Annotated in this window: 23 protein-coding genes; 10 read left to right on the top strand and 13 right to left on the bottom strand. The window is 70.4% G+C overall.

Annotated features, from left to right (window positions below; all coding sequences use genetic code 11):
• Positions 1 to 442: 442 nt before the first annotated feature.
• The 5 genes from FCI23_RS29145 to FCI23_RS29120 all read right to left on the bottom strand — a co-directional run bounded on the left by FCI23_RS29145 (position 443) and on the right by FCI23_RS29120 (position 6,567).
• Positions 443 to 1,606, bottom strand: a complete 1,164-nt coding sequence (locus tag FCI23_RS29145) for an oxygenase MpaB family protein (protein ID WP_136726922.1) — start codon at positions 1,604 to 1,606, stop codon at positions 443 to 445.
• Between the two features lie 17 nt (positions 1,607 to 1,623).
• On the bottom strand, positions 1,624 to 2,676 hold the full coding sequence (locus tag FCI23_RS29140) for a polyprenyl synthetase family protein (protein WP_136726921.1): 1,053 nt from the start codon (positions 2,674 to 2,676) through the stop codon (positions 1,624 to 1,626).
• Positions 2,677 to 3,457: 781 nt separating this feature from the next.
• A complete protein-coding gene (locus FCI23_RS29130) occupies positions 3,458 to 4,675 on the bottom strand; it encodes a PP2C family protein-serine/threonine phosphatase (RefSeq protein ID WP_246144133.1) in 1,218 nt (405 codons plus the stop codon).
• 429 nt (positions 4,676 to 5,104) lie between these two features.
• Complete coding sequence (locus FCI23_RS29125; protein ID WP_136726919.1) at positions 5,105 to 6,028, bottom strand: TIGR03620 family F420-dependent LLM class oxidoreductase; 924 nt, start codon at positions 6,026 to 6,028, stop codon at positions 5,105 to 5,107.
• Between the two features lie 101 nt (positions 6,029 to 6,129).
• A complete protein-coding gene (locus FCI23_RS29120; protein ID WP_136726918.1) occupies positions 6,130 to 6,567 on the bottom strand; it encodes a TIGR03618 family F420-dependent PPOX class oxidoreductase in 438 nt (145 codons plus the stop codon).
• Between the two features lie 368 nt (positions 6,568 to 6,935).
• Here FCI23_RS29120 and FCI23_RS29115 point away from each other — a divergent pair, with 368 nt between their 5' ends.
• From FCI23_RS29115 to FCI23_RS29090, 6 genes are read left to right on the top strand one after another with little or no spacing between them, the layout of a single operon-like run.
• Positions 6,936 to 8,432, top strand: a complete 1,497-nt coding sequence (locus FCI23_RS29115; protein WP_136726917.1) for an arsenate reductase/protein-tyrosine-phosphatase family protein — start codon at positions 6,936 to 6,938, stop codon at positions 8,430 to 8,432.
• Positions 8,429 to 9,109 carry a nitroreductase gene (locus tag FCI23_RS29110; RefSeq protein WP_136726916.1) on the top strand — a complete coding sequence of 227 codons (681 nt, stop codon included), beginning with the start codon at positions 8,429 to 8,431 and terminating at the stop codon, positions 9,107 to 9,109. The genes FCI23_RS29115 and FCI23_RS29110 overlap by 4 nt, the downstream gene beginning before the upstream one ends.
• Entirely contained in the window at positions 9,097 to 10,704 is a 1,608-nt protein-coding gene (locus tag FCI23_RS29105; RefSeq protein WP_169316976.1) for a type I 3-dehydroquinate dehydratase, read from the top strand. Before FCI23_RS29110 ends, FCI23_RS29105 begins: the two co-directional genes overlap by 13 nt.
• Positions 10,701 to 11,117: a hypothetical protein gene (locus FCI23_RS29100; RefSeq protein ID WP_136726914.1), complete on the top strand. Its 417-nt coding sequence runs from the start codon at positions 10,701 to 10,703 to the stop codon at positions 11,115 to 11,117. Before FCI23_RS29105 ends, FCI23_RS29100 begins: the two co-directional genes overlap by 4 nt.
• Entirely contained in the window at positions 11,114 to 11,527 is a 414-nt protein-coding gene (locus tag FCI23_RS29095; RefSeq protein ID WP_136726913.1) for a hypothetical protein, read from the top strand. The genes FCI23_RS29100 and FCI23_RS29095 overlap by 4 nt, the downstream gene beginning before the upstream one ends.
• Positions 11,524 to 12,750, top strand: coding sequence for an acyl-CoA dehydrogenase family protein (locus FCI23_RS29090; protein ID WP_136726912.1), 1,227 nt, complete (start codon positions 11,524 to 11,526; stop codon positions 12,748 to 12,750). Before FCI23_RS29095 ends, FCI23_RS29090 begins: the two co-directional genes overlap by 4 nt.
• A gap of 349 nt (positions 12,751 to 13,099) precedes the next feature.
• On the opposite strand, the gene FCI23_RS29085 is transcribed toward FCI23_RS29090, so the two are convergent.
• Both FCI23_RS29085 and FCI23_RS29080 read right to left on the bottom strand, forming a co-directional pair.
• Positions 13,100 to 13,864 (bottom strand): SDR family NAD(P)-dependent oxidoreductase, encoded by a 765-nt coding sequence (locus tag FCI23_RS29085; RefSeq protein WP_136726911.1) that lies wholly within the window; start codon positions 13,862 to 13,864, stop codon positions 13,100 to 13,102.
• A gap of 57 nt (positions 13,865 to 13,921) precedes the next feature.
• Positions 13,922 to 14,614 (bottom strand): DUF4386 domain-containing protein, encoded by a 693-nt coding sequence (locus tag FCI23_RS29080; protein ID WP_136726910.1) that lies wholly within the window; start codon positions 14,612 to 14,614, stop codon positions 13,922 to 13,924.
• Positions 14,615 to 14,691: 77 nt separating this feature from the next.
• On the opposite strand from FCI23_RS29080, the gene FCI23_RS29075 reads away from it, so the two are divergent.
• A complete protein-coding gene (locus FCI23_RS29075; protein WP_136726909.1) occupies positions 14,692 to 15,207 on the top strand; it encodes a MarR family winged helix-turn-helix transcriptional regulator in 516 nt (171 codons plus the stop codon).
• Positions 15,208 to 15,278: 71 nt separating this feature from the next.
• Here FCI23_RS29075 and FCI23_RS29070 read toward each other — a convergent pair whose 3' ends face one another.
• The 5 genes from FCI23_RS29070 to FCI23_RS29050 all read right to left on the bottom strand — a co-directional run bounded on the left by FCI23_RS29070 (position 15,279) and on the right by FCI23_RS29050 (position 20,125).
• Complete coding sequence (locus tag FCI23_RS29070; RefSeq protein ID WP_246144131.1) at positions 15,279 to 16,409, bottom strand: PP2C family protein-serine/threonine phosphatase; 1,131 nt, start codon at positions 16,407 to 16,409, stop codon at positions 15,279 to 15,281.
• A 162-nt stretch (positions 16,410 to 16,571) separates the two neighbouring features.
• Entirely contained in the window at positions 16,572 to 17,642 is a 1,071-nt protein-coding gene (locus tag FCI23_RS29065; RefSeq protein WP_136726907.1) for a caspase, EACC1-associated type, read from the bottom strand.
• A gap of 10 nt (positions 17,643 to 17,652) precedes the next feature.
• The gene (locus tag FCI23_RS29060; protein ID WP_136726906.1) at positions 17,653 to 18,063 is read right to left on the bottom strand and encodes an effector-associated constant component EACC1; all 411 of its coding nucleotides are present in this window, start codon (positions 18,061 to 18,063) and stop codon (positions 17,653 to 17,655) included.
• Positions 18,060 to 19,229 carry a hypothetical protein gene (locus FCI23_RS29055; protein WP_136726905.1) on the bottom strand — a complete coding sequence of 390 codons (1,170 nt, stop codon included), beginning with the start codon at positions 19,227 to 19,229 and terminating at the stop codon, positions 18,060 to 18,062. The genes FCI23_RS29060 and FCI23_RS29055 overlap by 4 nt, the downstream gene beginning before the upstream one ends.
• A complete protein-coding gene (locus FCI23_RS29050; RefSeq protein ID WP_136726904.1) occupies positions 19,226 to 20,125 on the bottom strand; it encodes an adhesin in 900 nt (299 codons plus the stop codon). Before FCI23_RS29050 ends, FCI23_RS29055 begins: the two co-directional genes overlap by 4 nt.
• A gap of 204 nt (positions 20,126 to 20,329) precedes the next feature.
• Between FCI23_RS29050 and FCI23_RS29045 the strand changes: the two genes are divergently transcribed.
• From FCI23_RS29045 to FCI23_RS29035, 3 genes are all read left to right on the top strand, one after another.
• Positions 20,330 to 21,055, top strand: a complete 726-nt coding sequence (locus tag FCI23_RS29045) for a sensor histidine kinase (RefSeq protein WP_169316975.1) — start codon at positions 20,330 to 20,332, stop codon at positions 21,053 to 21,055.
• 73 nt (positions 21,056 to 21,128) lie between these two features.
• Complete coding sequence (locus FCI23_RS29040) at positions 21,129 to 21,749, top strand: cyclodeaminase/cyclohydrolase family protein (RefSeq protein ID WP_136726902.1); 621 nt, start codon at positions 21,129 to 21,131, stop codon at positions 21,747 to 21,749.
• On the top strand, positions 21,746 to 22,594 hold the full coding sequence (locus tag FCI23_RS29035; RefSeq protein ID WP_136726901.1) for a bifunctional 5,10-methylenetetrahydrofolate dehydrogenase/5,10-methenyltetrahydrofolate cyclohydrolase: 849 nt from the start codon (positions 21,746 to 21,748) through the stop codon (positions 22,592 to 22,594). Before FCI23_RS29040 ends, FCI23_RS29035 begins: the two co-directional genes overlap by 4 nt.
• Before the next feature lie 153 nt (positions 22,595 to 22,747).
• Here the strand turns inward: FCI23_RS29035 and FCI23_RS29030 are convergent, their stop codons facing one another.
• Positions 22,748 to 23,077: a putative quinol monooxygenase gene (locus FCI23_RS29030; protein ID WP_136726900.1), complete on the bottom strand. Its 330-nt coding sequence runs from the start codon at positions 23,075 to 23,077 to the stop codon at positions 22,748 to 22,750.
• Between the last annotated feature and the right edge of the window lie 73 nt (positions 23,078 to 23,150).

The following is a 23,150-nucleotide window of genomic DNA, read 5'->3' as shown; positions in this document are numbered from 1 at the left end:
CACACGCCGCGTCGCCCCATCGGCGGCTGACCGCAGCCGCAGGGCCCACCGGGCCCACAGGCCCAACAGGTCCAACAGACAGGCGAGGCGGGACAGCGGCTCCATGCCGCTGACCCGCCTCGCGGCGCGGTGGACAACGCGCCGCAAGCCACGCTTCATGAGGAGCGAGCCAGCCGGCCGGCTCGCCGCCGATGTCGATGACCAGGGCCGTGGCCGAGCCCGCGCAGGTTCTCATGCCTCAAGCGGCAGCCGGCGGCGGGAGCCCAGGACCCGGACGAGAATCTCCTCGCACTCGCCTCCCCCCGCGTACACGTCGGCCGTGTCGGCGAGGGACATTTCGCTTCCTCCGCCCACGCCGTCGTCCGAGCAGAGCGGGGCTATGGCCGTCCCGTGCCGGATTTTGCGTGAGAATCCGCCCGCTGACGCTGAAGGGGCGGGTGGTTCAGGCTTGGGCGGTCAGCGGTGGTGGGGTCCAGCGGTTGGTTCGGGGGCTGGTGGAGGTGACGCCGTACTGGCTCTTGAGCTGTTCGGGGATGGCGTACTGCATGACCCGGCCGCGGGTGAGGGAGCTGAGTTCGAGGACGGTGGTGAGCTGGCCGAGGCGGTCCAGGGCCCAGGCTCCCAGAGGGGAGCTGTCTTCGATGCGTTCGAGGATCCCGAGGAGGGCGGGGGCGGCTTTGACGGCTGTGTCCCATGCGGTTCGGGGTACCTGGAGCCAGTCCGCGCAGGTGTCACCGATGAGATAGCGGACCAGAGCGGCCACCAGCGGGTCGAGAAGGGTTCCGGGGACGACCTCCTCATAGAGGTCGATGAGCTGGCGGGTCAGCCGTGCTCCTTCTTCGGAGGGTCCCATGTGCCGGGTCATGTACAGGTCGGAGAACTGCCGCGCGCTGTCCAGATCGGCCGGAGCGTGGTCGAGACTGACGCCGAGCATCGCGGCAACGACGCGCCAGGCGTAGAAGTAGGACTCCGCGCCGTCGACCGACATGTGGATGCCCAGGCGGTGCAGTGCGTCCAGGACCTGGAGCGAAAACAGCACCTGGGCGCCGATCATGTCCTCCTGGCAGATCGGCGTGCCGAGCCCGGCCACGTCCCAGCGGCCCTCGCGGCGCAGGTGATGACGGATGGAAGCGTGCAGCAGACGCACCTTCTGCGCGGCGGGGATGAACCGGCTGCCTGCTTCGAACGCGTCGGGCTGCATCAGGTAGACGGTGAACTGCCCGGTCTCGGCCATCCGCCGCGAGGGGTACTCCAGGGAGTGGGTGGCGCTGAGCAGTCTGGCCACGTGCGGGATGACGTAGCAGGCGGGCATCGCCGCGAAGGACAGGGCGGTGGAGATATGCACATTGTTGTCGATGAAGAACAGCCGGGCCTTTTCCATCTCGCCCCAGTCCACCCATGACGGTGGTGTGCTGGTGGCGTGCAGGTACTCGCGGGCCACGTCGGGCAGCCCGTCGGGGAGGTCCTGGCCGGCGGTGGAGAAGTGGCGCATGAGCGTGTTGAACTTGCCGATCTGCCCACGCTCGAACATCGTGGCCACTGTCTGGTCGGCGAGTTCGTCCCCCATGAGCCGCAGAGCGTTCATGGACTGGTCGGTGTAGGACATGGGGTCCTTTCGGCGGGTCAGGACTGACGGGCGGTGGCCGAGGTCACCAGCTGGGACAGGGCGCGAGCCGCGCAGGCCGGCAGATCCGCGTGCGCGAGGGCCGTGGTTGCGGCCTGCACGCGCTGGGTGATCATCTCCTCGATATGGGCGGGCGCTTGGGTGCGCCGCATGATCTCCCGTACCCGCAGCAGGCCGTCGCCGCCCAGGCCGCGCCGGCCGAGCAGGCCGCGCAGCTCCCTGCGCTCGGCCGCGGTGGCAGCCGACCAGGTCACCGCGAGCAGCGGGGTGGGCCGGTTGCCACAGATGTCGTCCAGGTTCGACTTGCCGGTACGTTCCGGGTCGCCGAAGAGTCCGAGCAGGTCGTCGCGCAGCTGGAATGCCTCGCCCAGCGGCAGCCCGTAGGCGGTGAAGGCTTCCATCAGTGGGCGCGGAGCACCGGCCAGCGCGCCACCGATATGCAGCGGGTGCTCGACGGTGTACTTCGCTGTCTTGTACCGGACCACCTGCAGCGAGCTGCCCGTATCCGGCCGTGCCCCGGTGCGCAGGATCTCCAGGCACTCTCCGGCGATCAGCTCCCTGGCCATGACCACCCACAGGACGCGGGCCCGGGCCAGATACGCCGCCGGCAGGCCGCAGGAGGTGAACAGCTGCCCGGCCCACGACATCAGCAAGTCACCGACCAGCAGGGCCAGAGCCCGGGCACCGGCCCCAGGGCTCGCACGGCCGCCGAAGGCCGCGCGCAGGGCAATATGTGTGCTGGGCACGCCGTGCCGCACCGGGCTCTCGTCAATGAGATCGTCGTGAACGACGGCCGCAGCGTGGACCAGCTCCATGGCGGCGGCGGCCCTGACCAGCGCATCACTGTCCGGCTGCCCGGCCGCCCGCCACCCCCAATAACAGAAGGCCGCACGCAGTCGCTTGCCTCCGGCCACCGCCGCCGCCAACTGCTCGGCGACCGGCAGCAGATCCGCATCGATGGCGACGAGCTGCTCCATCTCCTGCCGTGCGAACACCTGCAGCGCCTCGTCCACCCGCGCTCGGAGCGCGACGTGCTCTCCTGCCTCAAGCATCGCCCTGCCCGGGGCGAGCGGCGACCCGTCGGGCAAGCAACTCCAGATGAGGCTCGGGCACGCAGGCATACCGTTGAAGTGCCAGCCGCCCCCGCGCCTTCATCTCCTCCTGCCCGTCCTGAGCCAGCTCGGCCAAGTCCGACCGCCTCAACAGCCCTCGCACTCCCCGAAAGGCCGCCCCGATACCGCTGAGCGCCAGGTCGGCCACCCCGGCAACAACCAGCACAGCCTCGCGCTCACGGCTGCCTCCCGCACCGTCGCTGACTTCCGTCACTGCGTCCCCCGCATCTCCCGGCCGGCTGCTGTCCGGACTCCACAAGGACGGGCTACTGCCCCCGGAGGAGAGCCTGCCCTTCCATCGCGGCCGCACTACATAAATCCCCTATCGAGTGATTAACGCCTGAAACCATCCAAAAGAGGTCCATTAGTGCTACGAGCGGCAACCGAACTTCTTGTGGTTCTGGCTGGACCACAGGTCGTTGCCGTCGGTACCCGGTGGCCTGGCGGAATGGGCCCAGCGCGCGTGAGCCACGCGGGGTGCGCAAACGCCGGCGGTGGGCGGTGAGTAGGTGGGCGAGGAACTTCGAGGTATGGCGCGGGACATCAAGTTCGGCTGTATAGGCCACCACCCTGGAGCCTCTGGCAGCGATGGCAACGATCTCGGGGATCTCGGGATCGAGCTCTGCGAACAGCAGCTTCCGCCCGTGCGCCGGTGAGTTGCGGATGTCATCGGTTCGAACCCGACAAAGGGCTCAACGCCTGAACAGGCCGAACGTCCCGGTCAGTGGCCGCGCTGTACGGGGACAGCGCGATCTAGTTCCGCCGTTTCCTGGTCGCACGGTGTGACGCGGTGGGCGGCCAGGGCTGCGAGGTCGTCGTCGCGGGTGCCGTCGACGTAGGCGCGCAGGTCCTGGTGGAGCTGGTCCAGGAGCTGGCGGGGGGAGGCGGAGGCCCACCGGCGGATGCGCTGGGCGAGGGGGTAGAAGGTGCCGGTACGGTCGCGGGTCTCGCTGACGCCGTCGGTGTAGAGCAGCAGGCGGTCGCCGGTGGTGAAGGGAATGGTGTCGACGTGGTACTGGTGGCCGAGCAGGTCGGCCATGTTGATGGGTGGTGACGGTGCGCTCGGCTCCACCTCGCGCACTTCGTCGCCGTGCAGCAGCAGTGGCGCGGGGTGCCCGCAGTTGACCAGGCGCGCGATGGGGTCGTCGGCGGGGATCTCGACGAGCACGGCGGTGACGAAGCGCTCCAGCGAGTCGTCGGGGACGGTCCGGCAGTACTGGCCCATGACGGTCTCCAGCTGGCCTGCCAGGGACGGCAGGTCGGGCGCGCCATGCACGTGCACCCGGAACGTGCTGAGCATGGCCGCGGCGACCTCGACAGCCGGAAGTCCCTTGCCGCGCACGTCACCGATGATCAGCCGCACTCCGTGCGGGGTCTGCATCGCCTCGTAGAAGTCGCCGCCGATGCGGGCCTGCGCGGCGGCAGCCTGGTAGAGCACCTCGACGTCGATGTGCTCGAGGTGTTGCGGGAGCGGCCGTAGTAGCACCCGCTGCGCGGTCTCCGCCACGGCGCGGACCTCGGCGAGGGTGTGCTCCCGGTGCTGCCGTACCCGGCTGGCATAGGTGGCGGCCAGGGTGATGGCCGTGATCGCGAGCAGAGTGAAACCGGACGGTGTCTGGCCCAGGTCGTGATGGACGGCGGACAGGGCGACGCCGACCGTCAGGGCAAGCAGCCCGATACCCAGAGTGCCGACCACGCAGAACATGGCGGCGGCCAGCGCCGGCGCCGCCCCGAGCAATCGGTAGAACTGCAGATGGGGGGTGAAGATGTCCACCACCGTGACCAGCGCGATCACCAGCAGCGGGGTGAGGAGTGCCAGCTCGAACGGCCGGCCCTCATCCTGCATATGCCGGCAGAGCCGTTTGGGGGCGATCACCTGCCTGAGCGATCGAACGGTGGTGCTGCGGATTGCGGCGGGCCCCTGGACCTGTACACCCATGTTTTTTTGCCCTTAGGTGGAGACGGTTCGTAGACGCCCGTTCGTAGACGGAACTACGTGGAACTACGTGAACTATGCCAAATGCTCCAATGCGGTTAATATGATCCAGGTCTCAAGTGATTGTCTTCACAGTCGACTGGCTGCGGATCATGGTTGCGCCGGGTGATGCCGTTACCGCCGCCTTCTCGGGCTGCGACGTGCACAAACCAGCCTCCGGCGGGGGCCTCCGGTGGGGGCTTCGGGCTCCGGGATGGCGATCTTGCGGCGGGCTTGCTCCCTGGGTGAATGTGCGTGTCCATCTGCACCCAGGCCGTGGAAGGGCGCGCAAGGGTGAAGGGCGGGTTCCGAACCATCACGCCGGGGCGGCAAGTTGCTCTCGTGCAATTGAGCACCGGTCCGGCCACCGGCGGCAGGAGGGCGGGGCCGGGGTCAGCGGGCCAGGACGGAAGCCAGCTGGCGCAGGTCCTCCAGTTGCCGGTCGAGTGTCTCCGCGATGGGTTGCACGGCGACATGGTCGGCACCGGCCCGGTAGTGCGCCCGGACGTGCTCACCCAGTGTGTCCGGGTCGCCCCAGGGGATGACCGCGTCGATGAGCGCGTCGCTGCCTCCGTTTTCGAAGTCGGAGTCGGAGAAGCCCAGCTCGCGCAAGTTGTTCACGTAGTTGGGCAGATTCAGGTAGACGGCCGCGTATCCGCGGGCGGTGGCCCGTGCCCGCTCGGGGTCGGTGTCGACCACCACGGCCTGCTCGGGGGCCAGGAGGGGATCGGGGCCGAGGGTCTCGCGGGCCCTGCGGGTGTGTTCGGGCGTGACGAAGTAGGGGTGGGCCCCCTGGGCCCGCGTCGCGGCGAGCTCCAGCATCTTGGGGCGCAGCGCGGCGAGCACGCGCGGCACCGGTTCGGGCAACGGCACGGAAAAGGGGGTCGCGTCCATGGCGTCGAGGTAGGCCCGCATGGTTGATACCGGCTTGTCGTAGGTGTGGCCGCGGCTGCTCACCAACGGACGGTGGCTGACGCCGAGGCCCAGCACGAAACGGCTCTGCCACGCTTCGGAGAGTGTGTTGGCGCCGTTGGCCGCGGCGGTCGCGTCGCGTCCGTAGACGTTGGCGATGCCGGTGGCGATCATGAGGTGCCGGCTTGCGGACAGCAGGACGGCCGCATGCGTCAGCGCTTCCTTTCCGGCGGGGGTCTCGCCGAACCACAGTGTCCCGTAACCGAGTTCCTCGATGGCGGCGACGGCGCGCCGCTCCTCCTCCGCCGGCACCGTGGACAGCGATGAGAGCCATACGCCTGTGCGGCCCAGGCGCTGCTTGAGGGCGGGCAGGTCCACGGTCGGGGGTGCGGTGCGATCAGCCATGTGTGTGCTCCTCGCTGTCCTTGTTCTGTCGCGGATCTGTCGCGGCGGCGCGGGTGTCGCCGCGACGTCGTGCCGCGGGCGCCGTGCCCGCCGTGCCGGCGTCAGTTGCCGTAGACGCGCTCGGGGTGGATGAAGACGGCGGCGCGGCGCTCTTCGGCCATCGCGCGGTCGTACGCCGCCCAGTCGTCGTGACCGCCGCCCGCGGCGGTGAAGATCTTGCGCAGCAGCAGGCGGAGACGCTCGTCATCGAGGTCGTCGAAGGCGTCGTCGGGGCCCGCGATCTCGGCGCGGCCCTCGATGGTGGCCCAGGTCCACCCGGCGCGGAAGGTGAGGGTGGCACGCGGTCGGGCCCGTAGATTCGCGAGTTTGATGCGGCCGTAGGTGACGAAGGCGAGAACCGGCTCGCCGGTCACCGGGTGGTCGGTGATCCCGGCGTTGACCACCGACGCCTGGACCGAGCCGTCGGCGCGGGTTGTCGCCACGACCGCCAAGTTGTGGTCGGCTGCGGCGATCCGGCCCACGTCCTTCAGATCCGTCATCGGGTGCCTTTCTGGGACGGGTGACGTCGCCCGGTGCGGTGCCCGAGGCGCTGGAAGCGGAGCCGGCCGGGTCATTCCACGATGGCTTACGCGGCCTGCGTGCGCACCCCGTGCGCGCACCGCATGCGGTGGCCGAACATGCGTATGGGCGGTAGCCTTTTTGGATAGCGCACGTGACTCAATAGTAGAAGGCTCGGAAACATTGCCGGGCCGCTGGATGTGCGCACTCATCGTTCGCGGCGCATCCCATAAAAAGCCCTTCAACAGTGGGGACTCGAATGCGCGATTCTATCTGCGCGCCGCGGTCCGTGTCGATCCCGGACTCGCGGCGTAAAACCTTGACGTTCGACCAGTAATGGGTTCTGCATATGGGCTGGCTCACCTTCGGTTACTTCGTGTCGTACATTCCCTACGCCATGCTGGTGAAGGCACTGGCCAGCGGAGTGACTCCGCTGGCGCCCCAGCCGGTCAACGGCTACGAGCTGCTGCCCGCGGCCGCCCTCGGGCAGCTCGCCGCGATGGCCGTCTTCCTGGGCCTGACGGGGCGGTGGCGGCACATGCGGCGGAGTGAGATCGGCGGGCGCCGGATTCCGGTGCTGGGGCGGGAGACGCTGGCGGCTGGCTTCTTCACTTCGTTCATCATTGGCGCCACCACGATGAATTACACGTTTTCCGGCGTCTCGATCCTCTTTATGCTGTTGTTGATGCGGGGGGGAGTTCTGGTCCTCTCCCCGTTGATCGACATGGCCCGCAAGCGGCGGGTGATGACATCTTCCTGGGTGGGATTGTGCCTCAGCCTGATAGCGGTTTCGGTGGCTCTCGGCGATGTGAACAGCTACCACCTCACGCTGGCCGCCGTGCTGAGCGTCCTCACCTACCTCGTCGGCTACCTGGGCCGGTTCGAAATCATGAGCCGGGTGGCCAAGAACGGGGTGGTCGCAACGGACCGCCGCTTCTTCGTGGAGGAGCATGCCGCCGCACCGGTCTGGCTGGCTCTGCTGCTGGCGGCAGGGGCGCTGGCCGGACAACCGCAGCTGCGCGCGGGCTTCACCACGTTCCTCGCTACCCCTGCCGCGTTGGGGGCAGCGGGGATAGGGGTGGTGTACGAGGTGCTGTTCATCTTCGCTTCGCTGATCTACCTCGACCGGCGTGAGTACACCTGGGGTGTGCCGGCCTGGGCGTTCGCAAGCCTGATGTCCGGCCTGGTCGCCTCCTACGCGCTCATGTGGCTGGCCGGACTCAAAGCTCCGGGGAGCAGCCAGCTCATCGCGCTCGTGTTCGGCGTGGGCGCGGCGGCGGCGCTGTCCTACCCGTCGGCCGTCCTCTGGTGGCGAACCCGCGGCACCGGCGCGGCATGCCGGGTGCTGTTCGTCTGCGGTGGGAACACCTCCCGTTCGCCCATGGCGGAGGTCATCGCGTGGGCGCAGGCCGCGGAGGCCGGAGTCGTAACGATGTTCCGGTTCTCCAGTGCGGGTGTCGCGACGACGCAGCCTGCGAGCCCGATGGCGCCCGACGCCCGGTCCGCGATCGCTGAACTCGGACTGCAGCGGGTGCTGGGCCGGGGAAATCCCCGCCGTCACCGCGCGCGCCCGGTGACCCCGGAAGTGTGCCGGGTCAGTTTCGTCATCTACTGCATGACCCGAGCCCATCGCGACAGGGTGATCGCCATGGCGCCCGAAGCCGAGGGCCGTACCCTCTGTCTGGACCCGCGCGGTGACATCCCCAATCCGGAGGGGCAGTCTCCGGAGGTGTACCGCCGGTGCGCCCGGCACATCCAGCGGTCCGTCCGCGTCCGACTGTGCGAGCTCGTCGGCCCCGACGGCCTCGTGGCCTCGCTACCGGACGAGGGTGTGAGTGACCGATGACACCCGGGCTACGCGACGGCCTGTCCCTGATCACCTCCCGTCACTGCAAGAGAGCCTTTCTGGACCGGGTGGTACCACGGGATGCCCTGGCGGAGATATTCCTCGCCGCCGGCCACGCGCCCTCGAGCCGCAACACCCAGATGTGGCAGGTGACGGTGGCGACCGGCAGCGCCCTGGAGGCTCTGGTGGATGCCCTGTGCGCGGCGTTCGACCGCGGTGATCCGCCCCGGCCGGACTACGCCAACCGGCCGCCGTCGCTCGACGCCGTCGTCGAGCGCCGCGCCGGCCAGGCCGTGTCGGGAGTGCTGCTGGCCAAGGGCTACGCAGCCCCGGACCCCGCCGCCGCACGGGCGCACTTCCGGGACAACCTGCGCTTCTACGGGGCGCCGGCCGTCCTGGTCTGCCATCTGCCCGGGAACGCGGTGCCGGGCACCTTCCTGGAGATGGGCCTCTTCCTGCAGAACGTCATGCTCGGACTGGTAGCCGGGGGCCTCAGCAGCTGTCCGCAGTTCAGTGTCGCCGGTTACGGGGATGTGCTGCGCCTGAAGCTGGGAATCGACGCCGACCGGCTCGTCGTATGCACCATGGCTGTCGGCTACGCGGACGAGGCAGCCCCGGTCAATCGGTTCGTCCCGCAGCGGGCCGGTCTGGAGGAGTACGTCCAGTGGCGCGACTGACGAACGGATACGGTGCCGCCGTCCGGCGGCGAGCCCGAATGGTGGCGGTGCTCGCCGAACCGGAGGACCTCACCACGCCCCGCCTGCGCGGCCTAGCGGAGGTGGCCGACGTGCTGGAGGTCCGGGCCGACCTGGTCGGCGATCCCGATCCGCGCCGGCTGCGCCGGCACTTCCAGGGGCCGCTTACCTACAGCCTGCGCTCACCGCGACACGGTGGTCGCTCCGCTGCCGGCCCGGTCGAACGGCGCGCCCGGCTCCTGCGCGCGGCGGACCACTACGACCTGGTCGATCTGGAGGCGATGGACGACGTGGTGCCGGAGCTGCTGGCGGGCATCCCCGCCCGGCAGCGGCGGATTTCCTGGCACGCGCCCGCCCGCCCGGAGCGGGCCGACCGCGGCTGCCGGGCCGGCCTGCTGGCGGCCTCAGGCGCACTGCGGGAGCGGTTCGCCGCGATGGCCGCAGTACCGGCGGCGCTGTACCTCCTCGTGCCCCAGTCGGGCGCGGAGTACGGATCGGTCTCGCCGCTGCTGCTCACCGGGCTCGGACGTACCGACGTGACGGCGTTCGCCTCCGGTCCGGCCGGCACCTGGACCCGGGTGCTGGCGCCGTGGCTGGGGGCACCCGTCGTCTTCGGCCGGGCCGGCGCCCCGGGGGCGGACGGAATGCCGAGCGTGGGCCAGCTCCTGAGCGACTACGGCTTGCCCGCGCTGCCCCCGCTCAGCGGTCTGTTCGGCATTGCCGGGCGTGCCCCGGGGCGGTCGCTGTCGCCCCGGCTGCACAATGCGGCGTTGCGGGAGCTGGGGCTGCCCGCGCTCTATCTGCCCTTCCAGGTGGAGCTGTTCTCCCGCTTCTGGCACTGGGCCTTCGACTTCGAGTCGCTGGGCGGGCTGCCGCTGCGCGGGCTGACCGTGACCGCCCCCCACAAGGAGAGCGCGCTCGAAGCGGCCGACATCGCCGACCCGGAGGCGCTGGGGTGCGGCGCGGCCAACCTGCTGTGGCTCGACGCCGGGCGCTGGCGGGCGGCCACCACCGACACTGTCGCCGCCCTGCACACCCTTGCCCGGTCCGGAGTCGATCCGAGCGGCCGCAGGGCCGCCGTCATCGGTTGCGGCGGCGCCGGACGGGCCGTCGCCTGGGCCCTGCGCCGGGCCGGAGCCCGGGTCACCCTGGTCAACCGAGGGATCGCGCACGGCCTGGCGGCCTCCTCGCGGCTCGGGCTTCCCTACGTACCGCTGTCCCGGTTCTCCCCGGCGGGGTACGCCGTGCTCGCGCATGCCACGCCCCTGGTGGAACGGGAGCCGTTCCCGGTTGCCGCCGCCGACTCGGACGCGGCGGTGCTGGAGATGGCCTACCGCGAACCGCCGAGCGCGCTCATGGGCGCCACCCGCGCCCGCGGACTGATCGGCATCGACGGCTGGGACGTCCTCTTCGTCGAAGTACGCGAGCAGTTCCGGCTCCTGACAGGCCATCCGATGCCCGAGGCGCTGTCCATGCACTCCCTCTGCTCCCGCCCGGCCGGGCGGGCCGATGCCCACCGCCGCACCGAATCAGCGGGACTGGCCCCGAGGCAACCCACGAGCAGGGAGGCACCATGACAAGCCGCTCGGCGTCCCACACCGCACCGGCCACACCGCGGCCGCCCGGCACGCCAGAGGTCTCGGCGCTGCTGGGCGACTGGGTCAACACCGACCAGCGCAGTTCGAAGGGCGCCCTCCGGCTGAGCGTGACATGGCACGAAGAGGGCTTGTTCGTCAGGGCCTTCGGCACCGGTAGCCCGCAGCCGCGCGACTGGGGTCAGGTGCCGGCGGTCGTGTACACCCCGCCGGATACACCGTCGGCCGCCTGCTCGTTCTCGGCGGTCTACGACTTCGGCTCGCTGCGTACCGTCATAGGCGGTTACTACAAGACGGGCATCCTGGTGACCACCACGTGCAGCGTCTTCAGCGACGGCAACGGGGGCGACCACTGGGCCCGCTCGTTCTTCCACCGGGCGGAGGGGCGGTCATGACGACACACACGGTCGATCCGGCGCCGCTGGCAGGCAGCTGGATCAACTTCGACACCACCGCCACCGGCATCGACCTGGTCGATGCCGCGGTCGACGGCAGCCGGCTCATGCTGCGGATCACCGAGCGCGGCGGCCCGGAGCCCTCACAAGAGGCGCCCGAACCGACCGCGACGCCCGTCACCGGCGCCACCCTGCCCGCCGTCCCGCTGGCCGATGACATCGACACCACCGAGGCCGTGGCCTTCCTCGCCGAAGGCCCGCTCGGCTCCCGGCAGGCCATCCTCGTCGGCTACCTCAACCGCGGCCTGCTGACCATCGATGTACGTACCGTCCACTCAACCGACGCGCCGATACCGAATGTGATGTACCGCGCCCACTTCTACCGCTTGGAAGGGGCTACCCCCACATGACCCACGACCTGCGCCACGCCACCGGCCCGGCCCCCGAGCTGGCGGTCGGAGACGACCTGGCCGTTCTCGGCGCCGTGGCGAAGCTCGCCGCGGACAAATTCGCCCCCCGCGCCGAGGACTACGACCGCCGGGCCGCCTTCCCCGCCGAGGACTTCGACGATCTGTTCTCCGGCGGTTTCCTCGGCGTCGCCGTGCCCCGGGAGTACGGCGGCCTGGGCTACGGCCCCCAGCAGCGCAACACCCTGCCCCTGTGGGAGATGACCACCACGCTGGCCAAGGCCGATCTGTCGCTGGCCCGCTGCTGGGAGGGGCACGCCAACTCACTCGTCCTCATCGACGCCCTGGCCGCCCCGGAGCAGAAGCGACGCTGGTTCACCGGCGTGGTGGAACACGGGGAGAAATGGGTCGCCTGGAGCGGCGAACCCCAGACCCCGAAGCCGGGCGAGAGCGTTCGCTTCGGCACCACGCTGACCCCTGTCGACGGCGGCTGGACCCTCCGCGGCAGCAAGGCGTTCGCCACCAGCGCCACCGGAGCACAGTGGGCGATCCTGCTCGTCGATCCGGCCGGCCCCGGCGGAGCCCGCCAGACCCGGGAGGTCCACGGGAGGCTCCTGCTGCTCGCCTGCGACCTGTCCGACCCGACCGTGACCGTGGACACTTCGTGGTGGGACCCGGTCGGGATGCGCGCGACGGTCAGCCACGTGGTGCGTTTCGACGACACCTTCATACCGCGCGAGCGTCTCATCGGCGGTCCCGGTAGCTACTTCGACGGGCACTGGCAGACCGCTTTCGTCCCGCAGTACGCGGCCAGCTTCCTCGGCGCCGCCCTGGCCGCCTACGAGTACGGGCTCGGGTATCTGAAGCGGCAGGGCAAGGGCGGCGACCCCTATGTGCAGCAGCGGGTGGGCAGCATGGCGGTCAATGTCGAAACCGGCCGCCTTTGGCTGCGGCATGTCGCCGGTCTGTGGGACGAACGCAGGCTCGACGAGGCCCGGATCGCCGGCGACCGGGCCTGGCATGTGATCGAGCATCTGGCGGAGGAAACGGTGCACCACGTCATCCGCGCGTGCGGCGCCCGCAGCCTGATCCGCCCCAGCCCGGTGGAGCGGATCCTGCGCGATCTGACCCTGTACGAGCTCCATGACAACGACGATCACGTGCTGGCCACCATAGGCCGGGCCGTCCTTGGTGAGCAGTACGATCCGTCTTTCCACAAACTCTGAGTTCTTAGAGGCCGCGCGAATAGGTGGGGCGGGTGAAGGAGCGGGGCGAGGGGCAAGTCTGGCAAGGCGGAGGTGGGGGCACCTCCTGGGGGCACCTCCCGGCCGAAGGCTGGGGGAGGTAGCTGGGGGTGGGGGCACCTCCCGGCCGAAGGCTGGGGGCGAGGCGACGCGATGGGGGTGCCCCCTGCTCGAGCGGAGCCGAGAGCTTGGTGGGGGCACCTCCCGGACGGAGTCTGGGGGAGAGTCGTTGACCCACACCGACGACAACACTTCCAGACGCCCCCGCCGACGGAGTCGGCTGATGTCACAGCTCGGCACGCGACGCCGCCCCACCTATTCGCGCGGCCTCTTACTGGGTGATCCGACCGCCGGCGACGTCGATGGTGAGTCCGGTCAGCCAGGAGGCGGCGTCGGAGGCGAGGAACAGTGCGGTCCGGGCGACGTCGTCGGTGGTTCCCATGCGGCCCAGCGGATGCGTGGCGGCGACCTTCTCCTGCACATCGGCGGGCATGCGGGCCTGCACGTTTTCGGTGCGGATGGACGACGGCGCGATGCAGTTGACGCGGATTCCGCGCGGCCCGATCTCGGTGGCCAGATGGCGGGTGAGCATGACGAGCCCGGCGTTGGCGACGCCGTAGGCGAGGTTGGCCTGGCTGGGCTGGCGGCCGGCCGACGAGGACATGGTGATGACCGAGCCGCGGCCGCGTTCGAGCATGCCCGGCAGGAACGCCTGGATGGTCAGGAACGCCGAGGTCAGATCGGAGTCGATGACCTGACGCCAGCGTTCTTCGGTCAGGTCCTGGGAGGGGACGGGGAAGCCCTGGCCTCCGGCGAAGGCAGCGAGGACGTCGACCGGGCCGAGCTGGGACTCGACCTGCCGGCGCATGCGGTCCAGCGAAGCGGAGTCGGTGACGTCGGCGACCGCGCCGATCGCGGCGCCGTCCTTGTCGGTGATGTCCGCGACGACCGTGGCCAGGGCGCCCTGGTCGCGTCCGACCACGCAGACCTTGGCGCCCTGGGCGGCGAAGGCCCGTGCGGTCTGCGCGCCGATGCCGCGCGATCCGCCGGTGATGACGACGGTCTTGCCGGTCAGGTCCGGGTAGGTGCTGGACATGTGAGGTGGCTCCTTCGAGTGCGGGCGGTCGGCGTCGATGCGGCGGCGTGGCGGCTTTTACGGGTGACGTGAGGGGCGGGTGCGCGGCAGCAGGGCGGCCACGAACACCAGCCAGATGGTGCCGCCGAAGCGGACGACCGGCAGGAGGTAGCCGAAGCCGGAGGCCAGCAGAGTGAGCGTGGAGAGCATTCCGACGGCGGCGAGCACCAGTCCGGTCCAGGTCACGGCACGCGGCAGCAGACCGGCGAGCAGGCCCGGCACCGAGACTCCGGCGATGAGCAGGGCGAACATCACCGCGTAGGCAGGGCCGCCGGACAGGAACGACAGGTCGGCCAGTGCGCGGGCCAGCGCCGGGCCGGCGTCCGCCGGCAGGCGGCCACCGCTCCAGGTGAACATCGCGCTGAGGGTCAGCGCGGTGGACGCCAGCACTCCGCCGACCAGGGTGATCGCCGAGCCCGGCGCTGTGATGCCCAGCGCCCGCAGCCGCCGGTAGAGCACCGCCGCCGAGAGCGCCAGCGGCACCGCGGAGGCGGACAACAGGAAGGCGCCCACTTTGATCGCGGTGCCGTGCGCCTGGGCGTAGTGCAGGACCGCGAGGCCCGAGGCGTCGGGGCGCGGGGTGGACCGGTTGACGACGACGTAGGCGACGGTCAGTACGGCGAATGCCAGGACGGGGGCCAGCAGTGGCGGACCGGACTGCGGGCGGTGCGCGGTGACCGCGGCACGTTGCGCCGTCGGGGTGGTGGTCATGGCTTCTCCTCGGTCGGTCGATTACTCAAAATAATGATTACAAGTCGGAACGATTGTCAAGCGGCTATGATGTCATCATGAGTATCAATCGTGAGGATGGGAGGCCCGGGCGCCAGGGTGGCGCCGCCTTCCTGCTGGCCCAGCTCGGAGCGCATGCGGCCAAACTGTTCGCGGAACGGATCGCCGGGCTCGACCTGACTCCCGCGCAGGCCGGGCTATTGCGCCTGTTGGCCAGGACCCCCGGTCGCAGCCAGCGCGAACTCGCGGACGACCTCGGGATGCCGCCGAGCCGATTCGTTCCGTTCGCCGACGAACTGGAGGAACGCGGCCTGATCGAGCGCCGCAAGAATCCCAGCGACCGGCGCTTGTACGCGCTGCACCTGACCGAACAGGGCGAGAGCCTGCTGGCCGAGCTCCACAAGGCGGGTGCCGCTCACGAGCAGCAGGTCTGCCAGGCACTCTCCCCGGAGGAGCACCAGCAGCTGAGCGCGCTGCTCCGGCGGATGGCCGAGCAGCATGGACTCAGCCCGGGAGTGCACCCCGGCTACCGGTCGATCCGGCCCGACCGCCCCCACGTACGCAGTGAGCAGTAGCCGCCCCGGCCAGTGACACGGGCCGGAACGGGAACCGGGGGACGGGCCGCCGCGCCGGTTCGCCGCGCCTCTCAGGCTCCGCCGCCCGGGCGGAGCCGGTGGTGATCGTTGAGCGGGTGGGCCGTGACGTGCGGCCAGTGGAGGAGGTGAGGGAAGTTGGTGCGTTCGATGACCAGAAGGGCGGCGTCGTCCGCGGGGGCCGCGCCGACGTGCGTGACCAGGTCGCGGTGGATGCGGTACAGCAGGGCGTCGGGGCCGCACGCGGGGAAGGAGGCGACCCGCTCGGCGAGCGGGTAGAAGACTCCGCTCGGTGAGCGGGCTTCGGTGACACCGTCGGTGTAGAGCAGCAGGATGTCGCCGGTCTCGAAGATGAACGGGTCGGTGCGGGGGCTTGCGGCGTGCAGCTCGCCCACACCCAGCGGGGGCGCGGAGCGGCGGGTGTGCAGGATGGTGACCTGTTCGCCGTGGACCAGCAGGGGCGGCGGATGGCCGCGGTTGATCATCTCTGCCTGCGGGGCGTGGTCGGGGATGTCGATCAGGACGGCGGTGATGAAGTGTTCGCCGGGGTCGTGCTCGGTGTCGGCGACCTCCTCCAGGTCGCGGTAGACGCTCTCCTCGACGGCGCTGACGAGCTCGGGCAGCGTGGCGCACCGGTGGGCGCCCTCGCGGAACGCGCCCAGCACCACCGACGCCTCGCCGATGGACGCGAGGCCCTTGCCCCGGACGTCGCCGATGAGCACCCGGGTGCAGGGCCCGTCGGCGCGGGCGACCGCGAACAGGTCGCCCCCGATCTGGGTCTCGTCCTCGGCCGCCATATACAGCCAGGCCACCCGCAACGCCCCGATCCGGTGGGGCGGAGGCCGCAGCAGGACCCGCTGCGCCACCTCGGCCACCGATCGTGCCCGGTTCAGCGCCCGGCCACGCCGGTCCTGCACATGGCAGAGGAAGACCACCACAGCGGAGAGCAGGGTCAGGGCGATGATCTGCGCCACGTGGTTGGTGGAGGTCAGGCTGCCCTCGAGGACGGCGATGAATACCTGGGCGGCCACGGCCAGAACCCCGATCAGAGCGGTCAGCCGCGCCTTGGCGAAGGAGGCGGTGACAGCGGGGGCGATGACCAGCAGTGGGCCCAGATGGACATTGGGGCCGGTGCGGAGATCCGCCAGCACGATCAGCACGATCAGCACGAGCGGGATCGCCACCAGCCCACGGCCCGATGGCCGGCCCAGAAGGCGATCCACCGACGCGCGCCGGATGCCCATGTGTCCCTGTTTGCCCGCTGATCATGTGATGTATGTGTCCTTCAGGTCCTTCATTCGCCGGTACGCGGTGCGTCTCCTGGATCCGGGGCTGCCGCCGCCCGGTCAGGCGATACGGCTTCGCCAGTGGTCGCGGCTGGCCCGCGCCGCTTCGAGTCCCGTATCGCCCGCAGGGGCGACGGTCTCCCAGTCGGCGACAGTCCGCTCCAGCAGCGCGCAGGCCTGGCGCGGGTTGCCGGATTCGCCTGTCGCGGAGGCGTGTACGTGCCTGTAGAGCAGGGTCTCGTAATGGGTCGGGCCGAGTTCCCGTACGGCGTCGGAGGCGATGCCCTCGAAGAGGAGGGCCGCCTGCACCGAGCGCCGCGGCCGCCCTGCCAGCCCTAGCGCCTTGACCTGTTCGGCGAAGCGTGCGCGTGCGAGCAGTCCCTGACGGGTGCGGGACGTACCGTGCGCAGGGTTGCGGGCCACGGCGAGGTCACCGCTGGCGCCGAAGGCCCGTTGCAGGGGTGCCGGGAGACGAGCGCCGGGGAGGGTGACGGCGAGGTGCCGGTAGACCGTGGTGAGATCGAGGTGTTCCGGGCCGTCGGGCACGCCTTCGGCCAGCAGCCGCAGCAGAGCGCCGGTGAATCCGGTGAGCTCCTGGCGCTCGGGGCTCAGCGCCTTCCTTGTGCGGCCCACGGCGGTCAGCAGATGGATGTCGGCTGCCGCCGGGGCATCCAGGGCCCGGCCGGAGAAGCAGCAATCGATGATGGCGACCTTGTGCTCGGCCCGTATCTGCCGCATCGCCTGGAAGACGGCGGCGACCGGCAGCGAGGTGCGCTCCGCGCTCCTCTCGTCGTCCACCGAACCGGGCAGCGCCAGGCACAGCCGTTGGTCCTCGCCGAGAACTCCATGTCCCGCGAAGTAGAAAAGGCACAGGTCGAGTGCTGCCCCGCCGGGGGCGGGGAGCAGCCTCAGCACATCAGCGGGGACCTGCGGGTCGATCCGGCAGTGAACGGCGCTGGGATCGAGAAGGCCCAGCGGCCCGGTGAGCCGGGCGGCCAGGGCAGCGACACTCGCTTCCGCCTGCGGGAGCGGCGGCAGGGTGCCCGGCACGACATGGGTGGCCGTACCGACCAGCACGGCAGCCGAACGCAGCCGGCCGGGAACCAGCGGGGGCCATGTCGTCGCGGGCACGGCGCCGCGCTCAGCTCGGGGCGCCGGGGCCGGGGCCGGGGCCGGGGCGGAGGCCGGGGCCAGGGTCCAGGAACTGCCGCAACTGCTGCTGCACGACTGCGGCTTCCTCGACGCTGCCCGCCGACAGTTCGACGCAGGCGCCGTCCGGCCTGGTCACCTTGAAGCTCACCCGCCGGGACCTGACCCGTTCAACCAGCCAGACGAAGAGCCCGCCGACCAGCGCGTCCGCCAAGGGGCCCGCCGCACTCAGCACCTCCGCGGCGTCCGCCAGGCCGCCCTGTTCGCCCGGTGCGGGCGGCACCATGCGGAGCCGGGCCGAGCCGCTGAGGTCCTCGTCGTCGTTCAGCCACTTGGCGAGGGAACGGGCGAGTTCGTCGGCCTCACCGGCCGGTCCGTCGAACTCGAAGGCGGTGGCGTTCAAGAGGGGTCTCCTGGTCCGAAGGTCGGGGCGTGCGGATCACCTTGTACGGGGACGGAAGCCGGCCTGGCCGGCGGTGCTTCCGACCGCCGGGTGGTGACGAACAGCGGCGGCCGGCCCGGGATTTCGTACGGGAAACGAAAGGCGGCCGAGGCCTGCGGCAGATCGACGAGGTCGGCCAGGACCTTCTCCCGCTCGCCCAGCGGCTGCGGCACCTCCTGCCGGTAGGCGGCGTCCAGCCAGGTGCGGTGGAGCCCGGTTACGTTGGTCCAGGCCGCCTCCGACTCCGGCGGCGGGACCGCCCTGGCCACCGCCCCACCGTCGAACGTGGCATTGAGCGGGGAGATGGTGGCCGCGAGCAGTTCGGCGAGGTGCAGGGGTGCAGCGCCCACGGCCGCCAGGGAGATCCGCATCCGATAGGCACGGCCCGAGCAGACGCGCAGCGCGTCCTGGTAGAGCGGCGCGGCCCGGAGCGCGAACGGATCGGGCGCGATGTACTGCTGGTAGATCGGGTTCGGCTGTCCCGGCCGGCACAGCCTGCCGTACTCCTGGGCCAGGAAGCGGAGGTAGGAGTGCAGGTCCTGCGGCGGCGCGTACGGCTCCAGGCAGACGCCGATCACTGTCGGGTCCGCCTGGCGCGCCAGCGCGTCCCACACCGGCTCCCAGCTCACAGCGTCCCCGACAAGCGGGGAGACCGCCACTCCCAGGGAGAAATCGGTGTCGCGGCGGTTCAGCCAGGCCCAAGTGAGGCGCTTGCGCACCTCGGCGAGGCCGCCCGGAGCGCGTTCGAAAGGCACAAGCGCCGTATGCAGCTCCTGGCTGTCCTCGATCGGCTGAACGCGGACATGGCGGGGGGCGCTCGACAGGGCGTCACGCAGGGCGAGCGCGGCGGCCGAGGCGGAGGCGGCGTCCCTTCCGTGCATCCGGCACAGCAAGGTGCAGGAGACGCCGCCTCCTGGAGGCCTGGCATAGCGGAGCTCGAAGCTGCGGCCATCGGGCCGCCAGTGCTGCGACAGCCAGACCTGCTCCAGGGAGGCCGCCTCTATCCGCCGTTGGGCTTCCGGAAGGCCGACATGCGCGCCGTTCTCGGAGATCGCCGGTTCCGGTTCGAGCCGGAGCCCGGCCCAGGCCCAGGCTCCCTGCGGCCCGGCAGAGACAAGGACGCTCATCCGCCGTTGGCGTACCCGCTGCCGGGGCCCCACTGCGGTTGCCCAGGCTGGTTCGGGAACTGTCCGGTGCGCGGGGGAACGGTGGGCGGGGCGACGGGAGGCGACGGGATGTGGCCCGTGGCGGGCGGGGCGGCAATGCCTCCCCCCGTCGGCGCGCCCTCAAGGGCGACCATCAGGCCTTCCCGGCAGGCGAGATGGACCGCCTCGCGCATGGCGCGGGCGCCCTCGCTGCGCAGCAACTGGTGCTCGATCTCGTTCTCGCCCTTCATGCTGCGGACCAGGTCGCCGATGAACTGGCCGATCAGTTCCGTGCCACGGCGCGACCGCCACATCATCCAGCCGAGGTAGAGGCTACTGCCGTAGTTGAAGACGGAGATATACGCGGTGTAATGGCGCTCATTGAGCGTCAACCGAGTGCCGAAGCTCTTCGGCGTGATGGGGTAGTTGCGGGTGCTCAGGGTGCGGGCGATCGTCCCGTAGACCGATTCGGCCCGGTCATGACGGTCTGCCAGCAGCACCCGCCACTCGCCGATCGGCTCCGGCAGCCTGGACAGAAGCAGCACGACCCAGAAGACGACGAAGGAGGCCACCCCCGCGAACACGAACCAGCCAATACCGGAGCCGTTGCCGCTGCCCGAGGACTGCGTGCCGAAGCCGGATGTGGAGGAATCGCTGATGCTGGAGGCCAGCACGATGAAACCGATGAAGGCGGGGATCAGGTAGACAACGAACGAGACGACGGCGGCTCGCACCCACAGCTGGAAGATGACCTTCCCGTCGACGCTCTCGTTGAGGTACATCTCGATGTGCCGGTGGCGCAGCGTCTTGTCGAGGTAGGCGGCATTTCCGTCACCGCCCCGCCAGCCCGGAAGCGGCGTCTCATTACCAGTGATCATGTTTTCTCCCCCGATACGCAGTGGACCCGGCGGGCCCGTTGCGCTTCCACTTTGGCATACTTTCGCAGCTGTATCACTGGAAGTTATCGCATCATTCCACTCCGTTTCTTCCCTTGGCCACAGGGGCGTTGAGTGTGTGGGGGCGTGCGCTGCTGCTCCCGGGCGCGCAGCAGGAGGTCGAGCTTCTCCTGGATTTCCTCGGCGGTGACGGGCCCGTGCTCTGTTTCGGCCACGGCGTTCGTCGCCGACGCCTCCCACGAACTGCGCAGCCCTCTCGCCGCGATCCGCACCACCCTCGAAGTCGGCCTGGCCCACCCCGACCGGGCCCCCTGGCCGGTCATCGCCGAACGCGCCGCCCAGCAGTCCATCCGACTGGAAGACCTCATCCAGCAACTGCTGCTGCTGGCCAAAGCGGACGAGCAACAGCTATCGGCTCAGCGGCAGCGGGTGGATGTGGGCGTACTCCTTCGGGACGTTGCCACCAGCACCCAGGCCCACCATGTCGACCTCGACATCGACCTCGACGCGGCACCCGGCGCGACTACCGTCGGCAACCCCGACCACCTGCAGCGGCTGTTCCGCAACATCATCGACAACGCGGTCCGCTACGCCCATGGCCGCGTCCTCATCACGGCCACTACCAGCGCCGACGGTGTTCGGGTCGAGGTCGACGACGATGGCCCCGGCATCCCGGCCACCGACCGAGAACGCGTCTTCGACCGGTTCGTGCGCCTGGACAGCAGCCGAGAACGCGGCAGCGGCACCACCGGCCTCGGCCTGGCCATCGCCCGCGAAATCGCCCTCGCCCACCGCGGCCGCATCACCATCGCCGACAGCCCCACCGGCGGCGCCCGAATGATCGTTACCCTTCCGCTCGCTACCACTGCGGCTACAGCCGGCGCACCGCCCAAACGCCCCACCGATGTGTGACTGGCCTGGTGCGGAGCGTGGGAGGATTTGTGCCGTGTGCCTGCACTCTCAGTGATCCGGAGGACGAGCGCTCATGCGCGACGAGAAGATCGGCGATTTCCTGCACCGGCTTGCCGACCGGGTGCCGGCTCCGGGCGGAGGCGCATCGGCCGCGCTGCACGCGGCTCAGGCCGCGGCTCTGTTGGGCATGGTCGCCCGCTACAGCACCGGGGAGAAGTACGCCGGCCACCGGCTGACCATCGAGCGGATCATTGCCGAGACCGACGAACTGCGGACCACCGCAGTGCAACTGGCCGAGGACGACGCGGCGGCGTTCACCGCCGTCACCGACGCCTACAAGCTCCCCAAGGCGACGGATGAGGAGAAGGCCGCCCGCTCGGCGGCTGTCGCAGCGGCCCTGATCGGTGCGGGCAAGCCCCCGGCCGAGGTCATCGCGGTGGCGCAGATCGTGGTCGAGCTGGCCGAGGAGCTGCTGCCGATCGGCAACCGCAACGTCATCACTGATGTGGCCGCCGCCACGGAGGCCGCCCGGGCGGCGGCCACCACAGCCCGGGTCAATGTCGAGATCAACCTCGGCGGCATCAAGGACGTCACCGCCCGCGCCGAACTGGCTGCTGAAGCCGACAAGGTCGACGACATCGCCGCCCGCGCCGAGCAGGTCACCGCTGCCGTCCGTAAGGAGATCAGCAAGTGAGCGCCACAGTCCTGTCCGGCAGGGAACTCGCCGCCGCTATCCGTACCGAGACCGCCGCCAAGGCCGCCGGGCTGGCCGAGGCCGGGACACCGCCCCGGCTGGCGGTGGTGGTCGCCACGGCGGACGAGTCCAGTGCCTGGTACGTCCGCTCGATCGCCAAGGCGGCCGAGAAGGTCGGCATCACCTGCGACATCGTCGACCTCGGTGGTGACGCCGCCACGGAGACGATCCGCACGGCACTGGTCGATCTCAGCGCGGACGACACGATTCACGGCATCATCCTGCAGACGCCGCTCCCCGCTGGGGCCGCCCTGGAAGACCTGGCCTCGGCCATCGCGTTCGAGAAGGACGTGGACGGCGCCAACCCGCTCTCGCTCGGCCGTCTGGTGGCCGGCCTTCCGGCGTTCGCTCCGGCGACCGCCGAGGCCGTGGTCGCGATCCTGGATCACCACAAGGTCGAGCTGACCGGCCGCCATGTCGCCGTGGTCGGCCGCTCCACTGTGGTCGGCAAGCCCGCCGCACACCTGCTGCTGGACAAGAACGCCACTGTCACGGTCTGCCACTCGCGCACCGCAGACCTGCCCGCCGTCACGTCGTCGGCGGACGTGGTGGTCGCCGCGGTCGGCCGGGCCGGGCTGATCACCGCCGAGTACGTACGTGCCGGAGCGATCGTCGTGGACGTCGGTACCAACCCCACCGACGGCGGCGGCCTGGCCGGCGACGTGGACGCGGTATCCGTCACCGAGCAGGCCGGGGGCCTGACCCCGGTCCCGGGCGGAGTCGGACCGGTCACCACCGCCCTGTTGCTGCAACACACCGTGCGGGCCGCCGCCGTTGACCGGTGAATACCGGCCGCGCTGCCACCGACCGGTTGCCGACTGGAGTCGGCCGGTCATTCTACGTTCTATAAGTGACGGGTCACCTGTAGAAGTTCCACCAATGAAAAGTCTCCTTCTGAAGGGACGGCCGCCCGGGTACGGCGCGGACCAGGTCGTACGTCAGACCGTGCCGCGGTCCGCGTTCCCCTCCGGCAGCGGCTCGAGGAGCCGGACGTCGGTCGGCACGGCCAGAGCGCCGTCGAGTTTCGCGGCGAGCGCGGTCAGCGCTGCCGCCGCGGAGTGGGTCTTCAGTGCCTGCGCCGAGGCCCATTTCTCCACCATGACGAACGCACCGGACCGGGCCCGGTGCAGCGCGTAGATCAGGCAGCCCGGCTCGTCGTGCACCGCCGGGATCGCCTCCCGCAGGGCCTTCTCGACGTCGGCCTCGCGGCCCTCCGCGGGCGTGATCGTCGCGACCACCACCACGGCCTTGTCGTCCGTACCGCTCATCAGTTTCCTCGATCCGCTCGCAGGGCTGTCATGGCCCATACTGGCTGACGCGCGCCATCCCGGCCTGGCCGGG

The organism is Actinacidiphila oryziradicis, from assembly GCF_005047355.1.
Lineage (GTDB): Bacteria > Actinomycetota > Actinomycetes > Streptomycetales > Streptomycetaceae > Actinacidiphila > Actinacidiphila oryziradicis.
This window is presented reverse-complemented; position numbering and strand designations above follow the sequence as displayed.